The sequence below is a fragment of the Enterobacillus tribolii genome (genome assembly GCF_003363015.1).
Lineage (GTDB): Bacteria > Pseudomonadota > Gammaproteobacteria > Enterobacterales > Enterobacteriaceae > Enterobacillus > Enterobacillus tribolii.
Genome location: NZ_QRAP01000005.1, coordinates 202,992 through 222,015, shown reverse-complemented (window position 1 = coordinate 222,015; position 19,024 = coordinate 202,992). Strand labels below are relative to the sequence as shown.

16 protein-coding genes, 1 pseudogene and 1 other annotated feature are annotated in these 19,024 nt (G+C 56.3%); of the genes and pseudogenes, 11 read left to right on the top strand and 6 right to left on the bottom strand.

What is annotated here, in order from left to right; all coding sequences use genetic code 11:
• Position 1 precedes the first annotated feature (1 nt).
• Positions 2–313: a hypothetical protein gene (locus tag C8D90_RS12245; protein WP_115458733.1), complete on the bottom strand. Its 312-nt coding sequence runs from the start codon at positions 311–313 to the stop codon at positions 2–4.
• Between the two features lie 709 nt (positions 314–1,022).
• Between C8D90_RS12245 and radA the strand changes: the two genes are divergently transcribed.
• Both radA and nadR read left to right on the top strand, forming a co-directional pair.
• Complete coding sequence (gene radA, locus C8D90_RS12240; RefSeq protein WP_115458732.1) at positions 1,023–2,405, top strand: DNA repair protein RadA; 1,383 nt, start codon at positions 1,023–1,025, stop codon at positions 2,403–2,405.
• A gap of 54 nt (positions 2,406–2,459) precedes the next feature.
• Complete coding sequence (nadR, locus tag C8D90_RS12235; RefSeq protein WP_115458731.1) at positions 2,460–3,692, top strand: multifunctional transcriptional regulator/nicotinamide-nucleotide adenylyltransferase/ribosylnicotinamide kinase NadR; 1,233 nt, start codon at positions 2,460–2,462, stop codon at positions 3,690–3,692.
• A 36-nt stretch (positions 3,693–3,728) separates the two neighbouring features.
• On the opposite strand, the gene C8D90_RS12230 is transcribed toward nadR, so the two are convergent.
• The gene (locus tag C8D90_RS12230) at positions 3,729–4,730 is read right to left on the bottom strand and encodes a zinc-binding alcohol dehydrogenase family protein (RefSeq protein WP_115458730.1); all 1,002 of its coding nucleotides are present in this window, start codon (positions 4,728–4,730) and stop codon (positions 3,729–3,731) included.
• Positions 4,731–4,844: 114 nt separating this feature from the next.
• On the opposite strand from C8D90_RS12230, the gene C8D90_RS12225 reads away from it, so the two are divergent.
• Positions 4,845–5,750: a LysR family transcriptional regulator gene (locus tag C8D90_RS12225; RefSeq protein ID WP_115458729.1), complete on the top strand. Its 906-nt coding sequence runs from the start codon at positions 4,845–4,847 to the stop codon at positions 5,748–5,750.
• Between the two features lie 71 nt (positions 5,751–5,821).
• On the opposite strand, the gene ettA is transcribed toward C8D90_RS12225, so the two are convergent.
• Positions 5,822–7,489, bottom strand: coding sequence for an energy-dependent translational throttle protein EttA (gene ettA, locus C8D90_RS12220; RefSeq protein WP_115458728.1), 1,668 nt, complete (start codon positions 7,487–7,489; stop codon positions 5,822–5,824).
• A gap of 266 nt (positions 7,490–7,755) precedes the next feature.
• Between ettA and sltY the strand changes: the two genes are divergently transcribed.
• Both sltY and trpR read left to right on the top strand, forming a co-directional pair.
• The gene (sltY, locus tag C8D90_RS12215) at positions 7,756–9,675 is read left to right on the top strand and encodes a murein transglycosylase (protein WP_196238509.1); all 1,920 of its coding nucleotides are present in this window, start codon (positions 7,756–7,758) and stop codon (positions 9,673–9,675) included.
• A 45-nt stretch (positions 9,676–9,720) separates the two neighbouring features.
• Entirely contained in the window at positions 9,721–10,053 is a 333-nt protein-coding gene (gene trpR / locus C8D90_RS12210; protein ID WP_115458726.1) for a trp operon repressor, read from the top strand.
• 16 nt (positions 10,054–10,069) lie between these two features.
• Here the strand turns inward: trpR and yjjX are convergent, their stop codons facing one another.
• Complete coding sequence (gene yjjX / locus C8D90_RS12205; protein ID WP_115458725.1) at positions 10,070–10,618, bottom strand: inosine/xanthosine triphosphatase; 549 nt, start codon at positions 10,616–10,618, stop codon at positions 10,070–10,072.
• 54 nt (positions 10,619–10,672) lie between these two features.
• Between yjjX and gpmB the strand changes: the two genes are divergently transcribed.
• A complete protein-coding gene (gene gpmB / locus C8D90_RS12200) occupies positions 10,673–11,320 on the top strand; it encodes a 2,3-diphosphoglycerate-dependent phosphoglycerate mutase GpmB (protein WP_115458724.1) in 648 nt (215 codons plus the stop codon).
• Here the strand turns inward: gpmB and robA are convergent.
• Positions 11,309–12,196, bottom strand: a complete 888-nt coding sequence (gene robA, locus C8D90_RS12195) for an MDR efflux pump AcrAB transcriptional activator RobA (protein ID WP_115458723.1) — start codon at positions 12,194–12,196, stop codon at positions 11,309–11,311. The genes gpmB and robA overlap by 12 nt on opposite strands.
• A gap of 433 nt (positions 12,197–12,629) precedes the next feature.
• Between robA and creA the strand changes: the two genes are divergently transcribed.
• Positions 12,630–13,085 (top strand): protein CreA, encoded by a 456-nt coding sequence (creA, locus tag C8D90_RS12190; RefSeq protein WP_115458915.1) that lies wholly within the window; start codon positions 12,630–12,632, stop codon positions 13,083–13,085.
• A 53-nt stretch (positions 13,086–13,138) separates the two neighbouring features.
• Here creA and arcA read toward each other — a convergent pair whose 3' ends face one another.
• Positions 13,139–13,855 carry a two-component system response regulator ArcA gene (gene arcA, locus C8D90_RS12185; RefSeq protein WP_115458722.1) on the bottom strand — a complete coding sequence of 239 codons (717 nt, stop codon included), beginning with the start codon at positions 13,853–13,855 and terminating at the stop codon, positions 13,139–13,141.
• 99 nt (positions 13,856–13,954) lie between these two features.
• Between arcA and yjjY the strand changes: the two are divergent.
• The 4 genes and pseudogenes from yjjY to thrB all read left to right on the top strand — a co-directional run.
• Positions 13,955–14,094: pseudogene (gene yjjY / locus C8D90_RS22250) on the top strand (YjjY family protein); the annotation flags it as partial.
• Positions 14,095–14,507: 413 nt separating this feature from the next.
• Positions 14,508–15,206, top strand: coding sequence for a tRNA/rRNA methyltransferase (locus C8D90_RS12180; RefSeq protein ID WP_115458721.1), 699 nt, complete (start codon positions 14,508–14,510; stop codon positions 15,204–15,206).
• Positions 15,207–15,441: 235 nt separating this feature from the next.
• Positions 15,442–15,569 (top strand) — a sequence feature (Thr leader region).
• Between the two features lie 63 nt (positions 15,570–15,632).
• Complete coding sequence (thrA, locus tag C8D90_RS12170) at positions 15,633–18,092, top strand: bifunctional aspartate kinase/homoserine dehydrogenase I (protein WP_115458913.1); 2,460 nt, start codon at positions 15,633–15,635, stop codon at positions 18,090–18,092.
• 1 nt (position 18,093) lies between these two features.
• Entirely contained in the window at positions 18,094–19,023 is a 930-nt protein-coding gene (thrB, locus tag C8D90_RS12165) for a homoserine kinase (RefSeq protein WP_115458720.1), read from the top strand.
• Position 19,024 lies beyond the last annotated feature (1 nt).

The window sequence follows — 19,024 nt, the reverse complement described above, 5'->3', positions numbered from 1 at the left end:
GTTACAGAAAAGCCATGACCCGTACGTTCGGGTGCAACGGGAGCAGGGTGGAAAGCTGTTTGAGCAGGGAAAGCACCGCAGTTCCGCTTCCTACGGAGGTTAGCAGCAGTACATTCGGCAGGTGAAGGCGCAACGCCGCCCCCAACTCATCCGGCGTACGGATCCGCCACAGTGCGGCCTTTTTGATTCCGGGCTGGTTCAGCATCTGCTGAATACCGAGCCAGAGTACATCGGTGGGTTCAAGCACCAGAATTCGGGGACTATCTCCGATGTTTACGCATTCTGGCGTCGCAGTTTCGGCCTGGTGAGACATGGTTGAGTCCTTATTTTGTGATGCGCGCTTTATTCCTGAGTTCAATAATTCCGTTGATTATTAACCCGCCTGATTAAACGCGCGTTGATGAAATAATTCCTATTAATTTGAATTCATTTATAAATACTAATAGCTGATTAAATTCGCTGATAAAATATGTTCGTAATAACTGGATGATGAAAACGAGCAACGATACGATGCTATGTCAGTATGTTCCATTAATGGATCGTTATTCATCGGCGAGCGATAAACATTTTCTGCCTTCCTGGCGTACAGGGCGGTGTCGATAATTTTCCTATTTCCCATAAAGTCCCTTTACAACAAATAGTGGAGGCCGATGTCATCGGTATATTGGGATGACAGGGCGGCGTCCTGTGATATGTCGCAGCTGCTTGTCAACGTGCGAATCTTATAAGGTATAAAGTGATTATAGGAATAATACTAGACTGTTGGGGTAAATTCTTAATTCATGACGCCTTAATTTATGCGGAGTGTTTATTTTTAATGTTTAATACTTTTTTCTGACAAATGGTTATTTAAATTTATCTCGTGTCTTTTTTGATGATGTTTTTTTATCACTGTGAATGATAAATGAGGCGAGATAAGGAACAATGACATCCGCCGGAAATGTGCGGTAAGATACTGGTCAAACATACATGTCACCCGGTGCCTGAATGCCGGGGAGAGCGGCAATGAGCGAGGATTTCCCGTGGCGAAAGCAGTGAAAAGAGCCTTCGTGTGTAATGAATGCGGTGCGGATTACCCGCGTTGGCAGGGGCAGTGCAGCGCGTGCCACGCCTGGAACAGCATTACTGAGGTGCGCCTGGCTTCCACGGCCTCTTCCGCGCGGGCGGCAAGCTTTTCCGGCTATGCCGGGCAGGCCGGGGTGAGCAAGGTACAGAAACTGTCGGAAATCAGTCTGGAAGAGCTGCCGCGTTTTTCCACCGGGTTCAGCGAGTTCGATCGCGTACTGGGCGGCGGCGTGGTGCCCGGCAGCGCGATTCTGATCGGCGGTAATCCCGGCGCCGGGAAAAGTACGTTGCTGTTGCAGACGTTGTGTAAGCTTTCGCAGCAGATGAAAACCCTGTACGTGACCGGCGAGGAGTCCTTGCAGCAGGTGGCGATGCGCGCCCACCGGCTGGGGCTGCCCACCGACGGGCTGAATATGTTGTCGGAAACCAGCATCGAGCAAATATGCCTGATCGCCGAACAGGAGCAGCCGAAGCTGATGGTGATCGACTCCATCCAGGTGATGCATATGGCGGATATTCAGTCTTCGCCCGGCAGCGTGGCGCAGGTGCGTGAAACCGCGGCCTATCTGACCCGCTTCGCGAAAACGCGCGGGGTGGCGATCGTCATGGTTGGTCATGTGACCAAAGACGGCTCTCTCGCCGGACCCAAGGTGCTTGAGCATTGCATCGACTGTTCGGTCCTGCTGGACGGCGACGCTGATTCCCGTTTTCGTACCCTGCGCAGCCATAAAAACCGCTTCGGCGCCGTTAACGAGCTGGGCGTATTCGCCATGACGGAGCAAGGGCTGCGCGAAGTCAGTAACCCGTCGGCGATTTTTCTCAGCCGCGGGGAAGAAATTACCTCCGGCAGCTCGGTGATGGTGGTATGGGAAGGAACCCGGCCTTTGCTGGTGGAGATTCAGGCGCTGGTGGATACGTCCATGATGGCAAATCCGCGCCGGGTCGCGGTGGGGCTGGAACAAAACCGGCTGGCGATTTTGCTGGCGGTGCTGCATCGTCACGGCGGGCTGCAAATGGCTGACCAGGATGTCTTTGTCAACGTGGTTGGCGGGGTGAAAGTGACGGAAACCAGCGCGGATCTGGCGTTGCTGATGTCGTTGGTGTCCAGCCTGCGCGATCGCCCGTTGCCGCAAGATCTGGTGATATTCGGCGAAGTGGGGCTGGCCGGGGAAGTCCGCCCGGTCGCCAGCGGGCAGGAACGTATCTCTGAGGCCGCCAAACATGGCTTCAAGCGCGCGATTGTGCCTTACGCCAATATGCCGAAAAAACCGATTCCCAACATGCAGGTATTCGGGGTGAAAAAACTTTCCGATGCGCTGGATATCCTGCAGGATTTGTAACGCTCGGAATAACATTCATGCTACCTTGTTTAGTGAATTAAACAGGAGGCGTGAATGTCGCAGTTCGATTACCTCAAAACGGCCATCCGGCAGAAAGGTTTTACCCTGCAACAGGTGGCCGATGCCTGCGGTATGACCAAGGGCTATCTGAGCCAGTTACTGAACGATAAGATTAAAAGCCCCAGCGCACAGAAGCTGGAGGCGATTCACAGCCACCTCGATCTGGAGTTTCCGCGTAAAACCAAAAGCGTCGGCGTGGTGTTTGGTAAATTCTACCCGCTGCACACCGGCCACATTTATCTGATTCAGCGTGCCTGCAGTCAGGTAGATGAGTTGCATGTCATTCTGTGCCACGATGAACCTCGCGATCGCGAGCTGTTCGAAAACAGCGCCATGTCGCAGCAGCCGACCGTCAGCGATCGCCTGCGCTGGCTGTTGCAAACCTTTAAATACCAGAAAAATATCCGTATTCACTCCTTTGATGAACAGGGCATTGAGCCTTATCCGCACGGGTGGCGGGTATGGAGCGACGGGATGAAGGCGTTCATGGCGCAGCAGGGCATCGCACCCAGCGTGATCTACTCCGGCGACAGCAAAGACGCGCCGGTGTATCACGAGTTTTTTGGGATGGAGACGACGCTGATCGACCCGGAACGATCTTTTATGAACATCAGCGGCGGACAAATCCGGCGCGATCCGTTTCGCTATTGGGAATATATTCCCACCGAGGTAAAACCTTTCTTCGTGCGGACGGTAGCCATTCTGGGCGGGGAGTCGAGCGGAAAATCGACGCTGGTCAATAAGCTGGCTAACATCTTTAATACGACCAGCGCCTGGGAGTACGGGCGCGACTATGTTTTCTCCCACCTTGGCGGCGACGAGATGGCGCTGCAATATTCAGACTACGATAAAATCGCGCTGGGGCATGCTCAGTATATTGATTTTGCTGTGAAATATGCCAACAGGGTGGCGTTTATCGATACCGACTTCGTGACAACTCAGGCTTTTTGTAAACGCTATGAGGGGCGCGAACATCCTTTTGTGCAGGCTTTGATCGATGAATACCGTTTCGATTTGGTCATTCTGCTGGAAAATAATACGCCGTGGGTGGCGGACGGCCTGCGCAGCCTCGGCAGCACCAAAGAACGCAGGGAGTTTCAGGCTCTGCTGGAAAGCATGCTGCATGAAAACGGCATCAGCTTCGTGCGCGTGGAGTCATCTGATTATGATGATCGTTTCCTGCGTTGTATTGAGCTGGTGAAAAAGATGTTGGGGGGCGCGGAGTAAAAGGCAACCGGCCGCCGGGCGGCCGGAGATTTTTGCTTAATAGGCGATGACGATTTTTCCGCGCATCCGGCCTTCGGCCACTTTCTCATGGGCGCGGGTCAGGTTTTCTACGCTCAGGCCGTTCAGGGTTTCGCTCAGCGTGCCTTCAATTTTTCCTTCATCAAACAACTGCGCCATTTGTTGCAGGATCTCCCCTTGCTGTGCGATATCCGGCGTGTTGAACATGCTGCGGGTAAACATGAACTCCCAGTGCAGCGCCGCGCTCTTGGACTTGAGCACGCTCTGGTTCAGCGGGCGGGTATTCTCCACGATGGTGCAGATCTGCCCCTGCGGCGCGATGAGGTCGCTGATGGCGTCCCAATGGCCGTCGGTGTCGTTCAGGCAGAAAATATAATCCACCTGCTTAATGCCGTGCTGTGCCAGGCCGCCTTTAAGATCGTGCCAGTCAACGGTCAGGTCCGCGCCGCGCGCTTTGCACCACGCCGCCGACGCCGGGTTAGAGGCGGTGGCAATCACCTTAACGTCGCTGCGCAGCGCTGCCAGAGAAATCGCCAGCGAACCTACGCCGCCCGCGCCGCCGATGATCAGCAGCGTGTGCTGGGCGGTGGCATTGTGCAGGTTCAGACGTTCGAACAGCCCTTCCCAGGCGGTCAGCGCGGTTAAGGGGATGGCGGCGGCTTCCGCCCAGTTCAGGCTTTTTGGCTTATGGGCAACAAGGCGTGAATCGATCACCTGCTGCGTGCTGTTGCTGCCGGCGCGGGTGATGTCGCCGGCATACCAGACTTCATCCCCGGCTTTGAAGCCGCTGACCTTCGCGCCGACGGTCAGCACTACGCCGCTGGCGTCCCAGCCCAGGATGCGCGGCTGAGTCAGGCCGTTTTGGATCAGGCCTGCGCGTACCTTGGTGTCGACAGGGTTTACGGAAGCCGCTTTAACTTCGACCAGAAGATCATATTCACCCGGCGCGACGCTTTGCGGATGAACGACGGTAAATTCTTGCGGGTTGGCCGGGTTAACGGCGATGGCGGTAATGCTCATGGAATCAGGCTCCGGTTTGTAGGGTATGGGGCTAAGTGTAGTTAAGCCGCGCCGTCATGATAAGATGGACAATGGCTAACGAAGTGTTAGTCATTCACGAACAATGGGGGCGATATGTTCGGCCAGCTTCAGGATATGGCGCTGTTTGCGCTGGTGGTGGAGTGCGGCAGCTTTACTGCCGCGGCGCGCAGGGCAGGGCTGCCGAAATCCAGCGTCAGCCTGCGGGTCAGTCAGTTAGAAAAACAGCTCGGCCTGCGTTTGCTCAACCGTACTACGCGCCAGCTCAGTCTGACCTTCGCCGGCGAACGTTATCTGGTGCATTGCCGGGAAATGGTGCAGGCGGCGGAGCGGGCCGATCTCAGCCTGCAACGGCTGCGTGACAACCCCAGCGGCCGGCTGCGCGTCACCGCGCCGGCGGGGATTGCGGCAACATTACTGGCGCCTTTGTGCAGCAACTTTCGCCTCAGCTATCCGGAAGTGAGCCTGGAGATTTACGTTTCTGATCAGATAAGTGATTTGGTGCAGGAAGGTTTCGACGTCGCGTTCCGAACCGGTAAACCTCAGGACTCTTCGCTGGTAGGGCGGCGGTTGGGCTATTCCCCCCGTTCTCTGCTGGCTTCGCCGGACTATATGCAGCATCATGCGCCGCTGACCCATCCCCGTCAGTTGGAACAACACGCCTGTATCGCCCACCGCGCCTGGCATGAATGGATATTGCAGCGCGGCGGTGAATTCTACCGTTGGGAATTACCGATGACGCATGCTGCCGATAGTCTGTTATACGTGCGTGAATGCGTGCTGGCCGGCGCCGGGATCACGCTGCTGCCGGCGTATTTGTCGCAGGAGCTGGTTGGGCAGGGGCGCTTGCTGACCGTATTGCCGGGATGGGAAGCGGAAGGAAATGAGCTTTATCTGGTTTATCCCAGCCGTAAGCTGAACTCTCCGGCGCTGGACCGCTTTATTGAGATGGCATTGAGCCGTGATGCTTTTATGGCGTACCGGCAGGCGCTGCGTGACTAGATGCCCGGCCCCCTCCGACCGGCAGGCCTGCGCGCCAGATGAAAAAAAGGCTCCCGCAGGAGCCTCTTGAATTACTTGGCGATACGCTTGTACTTGATGCGGTGCGGCTCCAGCGCCTCCGCACCCAGGGTGCGTTTCTTGTAATCTTCGTATTCGGAGAAGTTGCCTTCGAAGAACTCCACCTTACCTTCATCCTGGTAGTCCAGAATGTGGGTGGCGATACGGTCGAGGAACCAACGGTCATGCGAGATCACCATCGCGCAGCCCGGGAACTCCAGCAGGGCGTTTTCCAGCGCGCGCAGGGTTTCCACGTCCAGGTCGTTGGTCGGTTCGTCGAGCAGCAGCATGTTGCCGCCGACCTGCAGCAGCTTGGCCAGGTGCAGACGACCGCGCTCACCGCCGGACAGTTCGCCCACGCGTTTACCCTGGTCGGTGCCTTTGAAGTTGAAGCGACCGACATAGGCGCGGCTCGGCATTTCGAAGTTACCGATACGCATGATGTCCAGACCGCCGGAAACTTCTTCCCATACGGTTTTCTTGTCGTCCATTGAATCACGGAACTGATCGACCGAGGCCAGTTGCACGGTATCACCCAGGGTGATGGTGCCGGCGTCCGGCTGTTCTTTGCCGGTGATCATGCGGAACAGGGTGGATTTCCCTGCGCCGTTCGGGCCGATGATGCCGACGATAGCGCCTTTCGGAATACTGAAGGACAGGTTGTCGATCAGTACGCGGTCGCCGTAGGATTTGGACAGGTTCTGTACTTCCAGTACCTTGTCGCCCAGACGCGGTCCCGGCGGGATGAACAGTTCGCTGGTTTCGTTACGCTTTTGGTATTCGACGCTGTTCAGTTCTTCAAAGCGCGCCAGACGGGCTTTGCCCTTGGACTGACGGCCTTTGGCGCCCTGACGCACCCACTCCAGTTCTTTCTCGATGGACTTGCGGCGGGCGGCTTCAGCGGAGGCTTCCTGCGCCAGACGCTGATCTTTCTGCTCCAGCCAGGAAGAGTAGTTGCCTTCCCACGGAATGCCTTCGCCGCGGTCCAGTTCCAGGATCCAGCCGGCGACGTTGTCGAGGAAGTAGCGGTCATGGGTAATGGCGACCACGGTACCTTCGAAGTCGTGCAGGAAGCGTTCCAGCCAGGCCACGGACTCGGCGTCGAGGTGGTTGGTGGGTTCGTCGAGCAGCAGCATGTCCGGTTTTTCCAGCAGCAGCTGGCACAGCGCCACGCGGCGGCGTTCACCACCGGAGAGATTTTCGATTTTCGCATCCCAGTCCGGCAGGCGCAGGGCGTCGGCCGCGCGCTCCAGCTGGTTGTCGAGGTTGTGACCGTCGTGGGACTGAATGATGGCTTCCAGCTCGCCCTGTTCTTTGGCCAGCTTGTCGAAGTCGGCGTCCGGATCGGCATACAGCGCGTAAACCTCGTCCAGGCGGGTGAGCGCGTGCTTCACTTCGCCGACGGCTTCTTCTACCGCTTCACGTACCGTTTGCTCCGGCTTGAGTTTGGGTTCCTGCGGCAGATAGCCGATTTTGATTCCCGGCTGCGGGCGGGCTTCACCTTCGATATCGGTGTCGATGCCGGCCATGATGCGCAGCAGGGTGGACTTACCTGCGCCGTTCAGACCCAGAACGCCGATTTTGGCACCCGGGAAGAAACTGAGGGAAATATCTTTCAGAATGTGCCGCTTCGGCGGAACGACTTTGCCGACGCGGTGCATGGTGTAGACGTATTGAGCCACGTTGCTCTGAGCCTCTTGTTAAGGATGTTTATGATGTCCCGGGCGGTGATGGGACACGAAAGCCGTATTATCACCTAATTGCGCGGGAATTGCTCTCCCGTATCATGACAATTATGAAGCGCTGCGCAAAGGCCGGAAACGGTAAAACTTCGAAAGAAAAGGGGGGCGGCAGGGAATGCTTTGCTAAAATCGCTGTCTATGTACGACACAGACAGATGTAATGATACAACGCGCGGCGCGCGAGGATTTGAATGAGGATGGTCATGGTGGACAAGTGGCGGTTGTGGGGAGTGGGTTTTTGTTTAATGGCCGCATCGGGCGCCGTGCTGGCAGACTCCCTGGACGCTCAGCGTCAGCGCTATATGCAGGTGAAGCAAGCCTGGGACAGTAAACAGATGGATACGGTGTATAACCTGATGCCGACGCTCAGGGATTATCCGCTGTATCCTTACCTGCAATACCGGCAGCTGGGCCAGGATCTGGGGCAGGCGACCACGCTTGAAATCAAGGCGTTCATCAATCAATACCCGACGCTGCCGCCGGCGCGCTCCCTGCCTTCGCGTTACGTGAACGAGCTGGCGCGCCGTCAGGACTGGGTCGGGCTGCTGGTGTTCAGCCCGCAGGCGCCGAAACCGGTCGCCGCGCGCTGCAACTATTACTATGCGCAGTATGCCACCGGCCAGCGCCAGACGGCGTGGCAGGGGGCGAAAGAGATTTGGCTGAGCGGCAAATCCCTCCCTTCCTCATGCGATAAATTATTCGATGCCTGGCGATCGTCCGGCGATCAAACTCCGCAGGTGGTGCTGGAGCGGATGCGGCTGGCGCTGAAAGAGGGCAACGGCGGGCTGGTGACTTTCCTGGCGAAACAGCTTCCGGCGGAATATCAGACGCTGGGCGATGCGTTAAACAAACTGCAGACGGACCCGCGCGGCGTGGAGGCCTTCGCCCGTAATACCAGCCCGACGGATTTTACCCGCGACGTCACGGAAACCGCGTTTGTGCGCCTGGCGCGCCAGGATCCTGACAGCGCGCGCGATATGCTGCCGACGCTGGTGCGGTTGCAGAAAATTACCGGCGCCCAACATCAGGTAATGCAGGACGCCATTGTCTGGCGTCTGATGGGCAATGACGCCAGCGCCGCGGATGCCCGCTGGCGCGACGGGATCGTGCAGAACAGTAACAACGGCGCGCTGGTGGAACGCCGGGTGCGGCTGGCGCTGGGCAACGGCGACAAACAGGAGATCCGCTTCTGGCTCTCCCGCCTGCCGCAGGACGTGCGCGGTAAAGATGAATGGCGTTACTGGAGCGCCGCCATGCTGATCGACGGCGGCAAACGGGCGGAAGGAGAAAATATTCTGCGTGATCTGACCCGTGAGCGCGGCTTCTATCCTATGGTTGCGGCGCAGAAGTTGGGAATTCCTTACCCGCTGCGGGTGGAGAAGGCGGCCCGTCCGCAGGCTTCGGTGGGGAGCGAGCCGGCGATTGCCCGCGTACGTGAACTGATGTACTGGAATATGGACAATCAGGCGCGCGCCGAGTGGGGGGCGCTGGTCAGCAGTAAGCCCCGCCAGGAACAGGAAGCGCTGGCCCGTTACGCGTTTGAGCAGCAATGGGCCGATCTCAGCGTTCAGGCTACCATCGTGGCGAAGCTGTGGGATCATCTGGAAGAGCGCTTCCCGCTGGCGTGGCAGCAGGATTTCCGCCAGGCGACGGAGGATAAGGGGATTACGCAGTCTTATGCGATGGCGATTGCCCGTCAGGAAAGCGCCTGGAACCCGAAAGCGCGATCGCCGGTGGGAGCCAGCGGGCTGATGCAGGTGATGCCGAAAACCGCGCAGCACACGGCGCAGATGTATAACCTGACGCATTACGTCAACAGCAGCCAGCTGCTGAACCCGCAAACCAATATTGAGATCGGCACCAGTTATCTGGAGTATGTTTATCAGAATCTGGGGCGCAACCGCATTCTCTCCAGCGCGGCGTACAATGCCGGCCCCTCCCGGGTAAATACCTGGCTGGGGAATACCAATGGCCGGGTGGATGCCATCGCGTTTATTGAGAGTATTCCGTTTTCTGAAACCCGCAGTTATGTGAAAAACGTATTGGCCTATGATGCCTATTACCGTTATTTCATGAAACGGCCGGCGAAGGTGCTGACGGATGCGGAGTGGGCGCGCCGTTACTGATATGGTATGCTGGTGTACTAGTTAAATAGTATTTGGCGGCTTACGATGACTCAACGTTCTCTTCAGGATCCTGCGCTGAGCGCGCAGGAAAACGATGACTGGCAACGCTTCGTGCAATTGTTGGAGCAGGCGTTTGCGGAAGATTTACAGCACCCGATGTTACAGCTGTTTCTGACGCCGGATGAGCGTACGGCGCTGGCGACCCGCGTGCGTATCGTTCAGGAACTGATGCGTGGGGATATGAGCCAGCGCGAGCTGAAAAATCAGCTCGGCGCGGGGATCGCCACCATCACCCGTGGCTCCAACAGCCTGAAAACGGCGCCGACCGATTTCAGGCGCTGGCTTGAGCGTCATCTGCTGGATGACGGGGCGTCCTGATTCCCCGGTACGGGGATTATTCTTCCGGCGTTGACGATGGCGCCGGATGGGTGTTGTAAATCTCGTTATGGAACGGCACCAGCGCCAGGACCAGCGCCTGATGATAAACGCTGGTGCGGGTCAGCTTGCCCTGAGTGAATATGCCGATCGCGCCTTCACGACGATTTACGCCCTCAATGCCGGTCAACTTCACCATTTCTTCCCCCAACGCCCTGCCGGCGTGAATTTCCTGTAGAATGCGTTCGGGCAGCATCAGGCTGGCGGAGCGGGATTCTCCGCGCAGGCGGTGGTTTTCCACCGTCATCCAGGCGAAGGTCATATTGTCTTCCAGCCCGGCCTCGATGCCGACCCAGAAGTCGGCTTCCGGCCTGACCTGCCGGGCGCACATCACGCGATGACGTGCGCCGGTACGGGTTTCGGTATTGCCGATGGGTTGTTCGGGAACGCCGCTGTCGACTTCAAGGCCTTCAATGTGGTAATTACCGTTACCGAAGACGTCATCAAAAGCGAGTGTAATAGCCTTAATTTTTGCCGGGTTGGTGGTTGCTGCTACAACGTGGTACATAATTGGTTTTAGCTTCCTTTTAGCGCATTTCTCGCAGTATAACGGAAAAAGCATATGATACAGGTATACCTAATTCGTCATGGCGAAACAGAATGGAACGCGGCACGTCGTATTCAGGGGCAATCCAACAGTCCGCTGACGGCGCTCGGCGAGCTGCAGGCCCGCCAGGTTGCCCGGCGGCTGAGTACGATGGGGATGACGCACGTTATCGCCAGTGATTTGGGACGCGCGAAGCAGACGGGGCAGATTATCGCCGATGCCTGCGGCCTGCCGTTGCAGACGGATGCCCGACTGCGCGAACTGCATATGGGCGTTCTGGAGGAGCGCCTGCTTGACGGCCTTTCCTCTGAGGAAGAGGGATGGCGTAAGCGCATGGTGGACGGTACGCCGGGCGGACGGATCCCGCAGGGAGAAAGCATGGATGAGCTGGCTGAACGTATGCACGCCGCGCTGAACGCCTGTCGTGAACTGCCGGAAGGCAGCCGCCCGGTCTTGATTAGCCACGGTATTGCGCTGGGATGTTTAATCGGCACTATTTTGGGGCTTAAACCCTATGCCGAACGGCGCCTGCGGTTGCGCAACTGCTCGCTGTCGCGGGTAGATTATCAGCAAAGCCCCTGGCTGGCTCCGGGCTGGGTGGTGGAAAGCGCGGGTGATATCCATCATCTGACGGACCCCGCGCTGGACGAATTACAGCGTTGATTCCTCATCGCGGCGGATGGGAATGAGATACTCGCAGCTGATGTGTTTGGGCGGATGCTGCGAACTGTCGATCAACGGATGGAACCGTTCAATGTCGTAGCCTTTACGGCGCACCAGATTCAGCGTCGGCAGACTGGTGCCGTAGAGGCTGATAACGAATTCCTGAAACCCTTCCGCCGGGCCGTTATAGCAGAACTGAGCATACTCGCCGCCCTGTAATACAATGACCTGCGTTTCCGCATCGATGTTGCCCGGCAGATAATGCGGCTCCACGGCGGTGGTGTACAACACCTCTTGCTCATCATCTTTTTCCAGGCTGGCGCGTGAATGGTGCAGCCCGTACAGCACTGGCGGAATATCTTTGACTTCATTGAGGAAATCGTGCCAGAACTGGGTGCGCAACTCGGTGCGGGCCTGGCTTAGCTGCTCCAGCGTGCAACTGTAGCATTGCGTGACCCCGACCAGCGTCAGGTTCGGCAGCGTGATGAACTCCGGTTGCGCGATGTTGTTCAGCCCCAGACGAATGGGCGGACATATGCCATGGGCATGCCAGTCTTCCGCACGGCGGTAGAGCGCCGGCGTTTGAATAAACTGTTTTTTGAACGCGCGGGTGAATGTCTGTTGTGAATCAAACCGGTACTGCAGGGCGATATCCAGAATCGGCCGGCTGGTCAGTCGCAGGGCCACTGCCGCCTTGGAAAGACGCCGGGCGCGGATATAGGCGCCGATGGCCTGGCCGGTGACGTCTTTGAACATCCGTTGAAGGTGCCATTTCGAATAGCCAGCCTTAGCGGCAACATTATCCAGAGCCAGCGGTTGATCCAAATGACTTTCCAGCCAGCTAAGCAGGTCACGAATGATGTTGGCCTGATCCATTAGAGCGTCCTCGAGAGCGATGATGAACGTACAACACGACAGTGCGGCATAATAGCAATTTTTTGCGGATTCTACTGCTTTTTGGTTTTTTCAGTGCAGGAAGTGCTGTGCAGGTGTGTGCGCTGTCATAAAATCCAAAAAAATAGGCAAATGGCCGGGCCGGAAATTAACACGGTAAGACCAGATTTTGCCGCTATAATGCGTGATACTGCCGCAGTTAGCCGAAGCCGGTCACTCCTTGTCATTTTGCCGCACTTAAGCCGGCTGCTTTTTCTTATGTGCTCCGGCGTAAGCGCCCGGAGAGGTTGCTGTCTTATTGTGCAACCTGAAAGCATTTGGGTATATGATGACGAGACTCGGTCCGAATTGTGGCGTGATTATAGTGAGCAGGGGTAGGTTAGTGAATAAATATTTTGTAGGTCTTTGTTTCACCATGGCCGTAGCGGCCGGCGGGGTGCACGCGGAGCAAATCGGCTCTGTCGATACGGTATTCAAATTACTCGGGCCGGACCATAAGATCGTGGTCGAGGCGTTTGACGATCCGGATGTCCAGAACATCACCTGCTATATCAGCCGGGCGAAAACCGGCGGCATTAAGGGCGGGCTGGGGCTTGCTGAAGACACGTCCGATGCGGCGATTTCCTGCCAGCAGGTCGGGCCGGTTAGCGTAAGCGACAAGATAAAAAGTAAAAAATCTGACGGTGAGGTTGTATTCCGCAAGCGCACCTCGCTGGTGTTTAAAACGCTTCAGGTGGTGCGGTTTTATGACGCCAAGCGTAATACCCTTATTTATCTGACCTATTCAGATAAAATCGTTGATGGCTCGCCGAAAAACGCCATCAGCGCCGTGCCGATCATGCCGTGGGGAACGGCGGAGCCGGTCCGCTAATAATCAAAAAGGCAGCCCGTGGGCTGCCTTTTTTGTTTGTGCCGCGATGACGATTACTCTTCCAGATCACCGCAGAAGCGATAACCTTCACCGTGAATCGTTGCGATAATTTCCGGCGTATCCGGGGTAGATTCAAAATGCTTGCGGATGCGGCGGATGGTGACGTCCACGGTACGATCGTGGGGTTTCAGCTCACGGCCAGTCATTTTTTTCAGCAGCTCGGCGCGGGACTGGATCTTGCCCGGGTTTTCGCAGAAGTGCAGCATGGCGCGGAATTCACTGCGCGGCAGCTTGTACTGCTCACCGTTGGGGCTTATCAGCGAACGGCTGTTAATATCTAATTCCCAGCCGTTAAATTTATAGCTTTCGACCAGCTTGCGTTCTTCGCTGCCGGTTCCCAGGTTCATGGTACGGGAAAGCAGATTACGTGCGCGGATAGTCAGCTCGCGAGGATTAAACGGCTTGGTGATGTAATCATCCGCACCGATTTCCAGGCCAAGAATTTTATCCACTTCGTTATCGCGACCGGTAAGAAACATTAGCGCGACGTTTGCTTGTTCACGTAGTTCGCGAGCTAATAACAGGCCGTTTTTCCCCGGAAGGTTAATGTCCATGATGACCAGATTGATGTCAAACTCCGACAGAATCTGGTGCATTTCTGCGCCGTCATTGGCCTCATGAACGATATACCCTTCCGCTTCAAAGATGCTTTTGAGCGTGTTGCGAGTGACTAACTCGTCCTCGACGATAAGAATGTGCGGGGTCTGCATGTTTTGCTACCTAAAATTGCCAACAAAATAGAAATAAGATGTACAGCAGTTCAGTTTCTGGCACTCACAAAACGTGGCGCAACGGCAGAAAAAGGGTGAACTAAAGTACGTAAACTCGTTCTTGATGCACTTTCCATCAACGTCAACAACATTGCCAGGTTGGTGGGGGGATGCTACTCCCTACAGCCCCGGAGGTGCCAAAAGCGGCGCATATCCTAACCCCATTAACAGCAATATAACAGTCCACGCCGTAATTGCCATCCAACAAAACTACCCTTTGTTGACATATATCAAATCCAATTGTAGCACGTTAACAGAATTGTGAAAAACACTTGAAAAATTGAGTGCTAACCCAAGCATTGCTAATAGTTTGTTCCTGATTTCACCCTGCAAGTTACAAAAATGAAAACTTTTCTTATTTTGTTTTTACGGGGTTTTAATTAATTGATAAGAAATATAATTAACGTTTTTTGTGTTTAAATCGCGACTTAATTTTTAAAATTTGATTAAGCACTCATTTTTATAGGTTTAGTTTAGGCTAATTCCTAATATTGTTAATGAATTGTAACTTTATCTGCGTTAGTAAACGCTTTCCGAACGAGATAGAGTGTGCTTTTGCATAACCAGGATTGAAAAAACAGGGCATTTTGCGATGCAAATACATATTGTGCTGGTCTCTCCCGCGCGGGCGGAAAATGTCGGGGCGGCGGCAAGGGCGATGAAAACCATGGGGTTTTCGTCGTTAAGAATAGTCAATAGTCGCGTTTATCTGGAGGAACCTGCGCGTTGGGTTGCGCACGGAGCCGGCGAGGTGCTCGATAATGTTATTCACTATGACACCCTGGCCCAGGCGCTGGCGGACGTTGATTTCACCGTCGCTACCACGGCGCGCAGCCGCGCCCGCTACCATTACTATTGTTCGCCGCAGGAGTTGGAGGGCGTGCTGGAGGAAAAACGCCGCTGGCTTGGCCACTGTGCGCTGGTGTTTGGCAGGGAGGATTCCGGATTAACCAATGATGAACTGGCTCTGGCCGATATTCTGACCGGCGTACCAATGGTTGCCGATTATCCGTCATTGAATCTGGGGCAGGCGGTGATGGTGTACTGCTATCAGCTGTCATCCCTGATGCAGGTTGCCGCCGTCAGCGAACCCCCAGCTCAGGAAAATCAGCTGAAAGCGCTGCGGGAACGGGTTGCATCGTTGCTGCAAGCGCTGGATGTGGCGGATGACCGGAAGCTGGGCGACTGGCTGGATCAGCGCATGGGTTTGCTGGCGCAGCGTGACACCGCCATGTTGCATACCCTGCTGCATGACATCGAAAAAGCGCTTAAAAAAGCGCCGAAAGAATAGCGGCGGAAAAAACGCGGATTACTCCGGCTCAATCTGAATTGTTACCGGATGATGACAGGTGTTGAGTGCGTGATTGGTTTTTTATGCTGTAATGGCGAAAAGATGTGGTGATTGATGTGGCTTGTTTTTCTGTGCTGCCATGCGCCGAAATTAGAAAAATGTTGACTTGATCACGTCGTTGCTTTAACCAATATAGGGACAGAGACAGGAATTATTGAGACAGACAGAATGCGAATCATCAGCCTGAACATCACCACAATTATTACTATCACCGGTACTACAACCAGTAGCGGTGCGGGCTGACGCATGCAGATAAAGTGAAAAACGAAAAAGCCCGCACCGAAAAGTGCGGGCTTTTTTGTTGCCAACGATCCAGAGCAAATGCATATCACGCGGGCAAGGCTCAAAATGAGGGAGTGAATGGGAATGCGAGTGTTGAAGTTTGGTGGTACCTCAGTGGCTAACGCGGAGCGTTTTTTGCGCGTCGCGGATATCCTGGAGAATAATGCCCGGCAGGGACAGGTTGCCACCGTGTTGTCCGCGCCGGCTAAAATCACCAACCACCTGGTAGCGATGATTGAAAGAACCATCGCCGGGCAGGATACCCTGCCCAATATGAGCGATGCGGAACGCATTTTCTCCGAGTTGCTGAACGGACTGGCTGAAGCGCAGCCCGGTTTTGCCCATGACGCCATGAAGGCGCTGGTGGAGCAGGAGTTCGCCCTGCTCAGGCAGGTTCTGCACGGTATTTCTCTGCTGGGACAGTGCCCGGACAGCGTCAACGCGATGATCATCAGCCGCGGCGAGAAGCTTTCCATCGCCATCATGGAGGCGCTGCTGCGCGCCCGCGGTCATCAGGTCAGCGTCATCGATCCGGTGAAGAAGTTGCTGGCGGTGGGGCATTTCCTCGATTCATCCGTAGATATCGCTGAATCTACCCGCCGTATCGCCGCGGATAAAATTCCGGCCGATCACATGATCCTGATGGCCGGTTTTACCGCCGGAAACGATAAAGGCGAGCTGGTGGTGCTGGGCCGCAACGGCTCCGACTATTCCGCGGCGGTGCTGGCTGCCTGCCTGCGCGCTGACTGTTGTGAAATCTGGACTGACGTAGACGGCGTCTATACCTGTGACCCCCGCACGGTGCCGGATGCGCGCCTGCTGAAGTCGATGTCGTATCAGGAAGCGATGGAGCTGTCTTACTTCGGCGCCAAGGTTTTGCATCCCCGCACTATCGCCCCCATCGCCCAGTTTCAAATTCCCTGCCTTATTAAAAACACCGCCAACCCTCAGGCACCCGGCACGCTGATCGGGCGGGAGAGCGGCGATGAGGCGTTCCCGGTGAAGGGGATCACCAACCTGAACAACATGGCGATGATCAACGTTTCCGGGCCGGGCATGAAGGGCATGATCGGCATGGCGGCGCGCGTGTTCGCCGTGATGTCCCGCGCCGGGGTGTCCGTCGTATTGATCACCCAGTCTTCATCGGAATACAGCATCAGTTTCTGCGTTCCCCAAAGTGAGCTGGTACGGGCGCGCCGGGCGTTGGAGGAAGAATTCTATCTGGAGCTGAAGGATGGCCTGCTGGAGCCGCTGGACGTTCTGGAGCGGTTGGCGGTGATTTCGGTGGTGGGTGACGGCATGCGTACGCTGCGTGGTATCTCCGCCAAATTCTTCGCCGCGCTGGCGCGGGCCAACATCAACATTGTGGCGATTGCTCAGGGCTCTTCCGAGCGCTCCATCTCCGTGGTGGTGGATAATGACGTCGCCACCACCGGCGTGCGTGTAACGCACCAAATGCTGTTCAATACCGATCAGGTGATCGAAGTCTTTTTGGTCGGCACCGGCGGCGTAGGCAGCGCATTGCTGGAGCAAATCAAACGCCAGCAAAACTGGCTGAAAGACAAGCACATCGATCTGCGCGTATGCGGCATCGCCAACTCCAGGGCGCTGCTGACCAACGTACACGGCATCGCCCTGGACGGCTGGCGTGATGAGCTGGCGCAGGCGCGCGAGCCATTTAACCTCGGGCGTCTGATCCGGCTGGCGAATGAATATCACCTGCTTAACCCGGTCATCGTCGATTGCACCTCCAGCCAGGAGGTCGCCGATCAGTATGCGGATTTCCTGAGAAACGGCTTCCACGTGGTGACGCCGAACAAGAAGGCGAATACCGCGTCGATGGATTATTACCATCAGCTGCGTCAGGCCGCCGCCGGTTCACGCCGTAAGTTCCTGTATGACACTAACGTAGGCGCCGGTTTGCCGGTTATTGAAAACCTGCAAAACCTGCTGAGCGCCGGTGATGAGCTGGTGCGTTTTTCCGGCGTACTGTCGGGATCGCTCTCCTTTATTTTCGGTCGTCTGGAAGAAGGTGCCAGCCTGTCGGACGCCACGCTGGAAGCGAAAAAGATGGGGTTCACCGAGCCGGATCCCCGTGACGATCTTTCCGGCATGGACGTTGCGCGCAAGCTGCTGATTCTGGCGCGTGAGTCCGGCCACAATCTTGAGCTTTCTGATATCAACATCGAACCGGTTCTGCCTGCGTCCTTTGACGCCAGCGGCAACGTGGATGAATTTTTGCAGCGTCTGCCTCAGCTTGACGAGGAATTCCGCGCCCGGGTGGCCGCGGCACGGGATCGCGGCGCCGTTTTACGCTATGTTGGACAGATTAACGACGGTAAGTGCCAGGTGCAGATCGTTGAAGCGGACGGCGACGATCCGCTGTTCAAGGTGAAGAACGGGGAGAATGCGCTGGCCTTCTACAGCCGCTACTATCAGCCGCTGCCGCTGGTGCTGCGTGGCTACGGCGCGGGGAACGACGTGACGGCCGCCGGGGTATTCGCCGATCTGCTGCGCACGTTGTCATGGAAGTTAGGAGTCTGATATGGTCAAAATTTATGCGCCGGCCTCTATCGGCAACGTCAGCGTTGGCTTTGATGTGCTTGGCGCCGCGGTGTCTCCGGTGGATGGCGCGTTGCTGGGTGACTGCGTCAGCGTTGAGCTGGCGGACACCTTCAGCCTGGAGAACCGCGGGAGCTTTGTCAGCAAGCTGCCGGACGATCCTAAAGAGAACATCGTTTATCAGTGCTGGGAACGCTTCTGCGACGCCCTGGGGAAACCGCTGCCGGTAGCGATGGTGCTGGAAAAAAATATGCCGATCGGCTCAGGGCTGGGCTCCAGCGCCTGCTCCGTCGTCGCGGCGTTGATGGCATTGAATGAGTTTGCCGGACAGCCGTTCAACGAAACGCAGCTGCTGGCGCTGATGGGCGAGATGGAAGGGCGCATCTCCGGCAGCGTGCATTACGACAACGTGGCGCCCTGCTATCTGGGCGGATTGCAGTTGATGCTGGAGGAGAACGGCATCATCAGCCAGCCGGTTCCGGCGTTTGATGACTGGCTGTGGGTGATGGCGTATCCGGGCATTAAGGTGTCTACGGCGGAGGCGCGTGCGATTCTGCCCGCGCAGTACCGGCGCCAGGACTGTATCAGCCACGGCCGTTATCTGGCCGGCTTTATTCATGCCTGCCATACCCGCCAGCCGGCGCTGGCGGCGAAATTAATGAAAGACGTTATCGCTGAGCCGTATCGTACGCGCCTGCTGCCGGGATTTTCCCAGGCGCGCCAGGCGGCGCAGGAGATCGGGGCGCTGGCCTGCGGGATCTCTGGCTCAGGTCCGACGCTGTTCGCCATTTGCGATCAACCGGATACCGCGCAGCGTATGGCGCATTGGCTGGAAGCCAACTATCTGCAAAATGATGAGGGATTTGTTCACATTTGCCGTCTGGATACCGCAGGCGCAAGACGACTGGGATAAT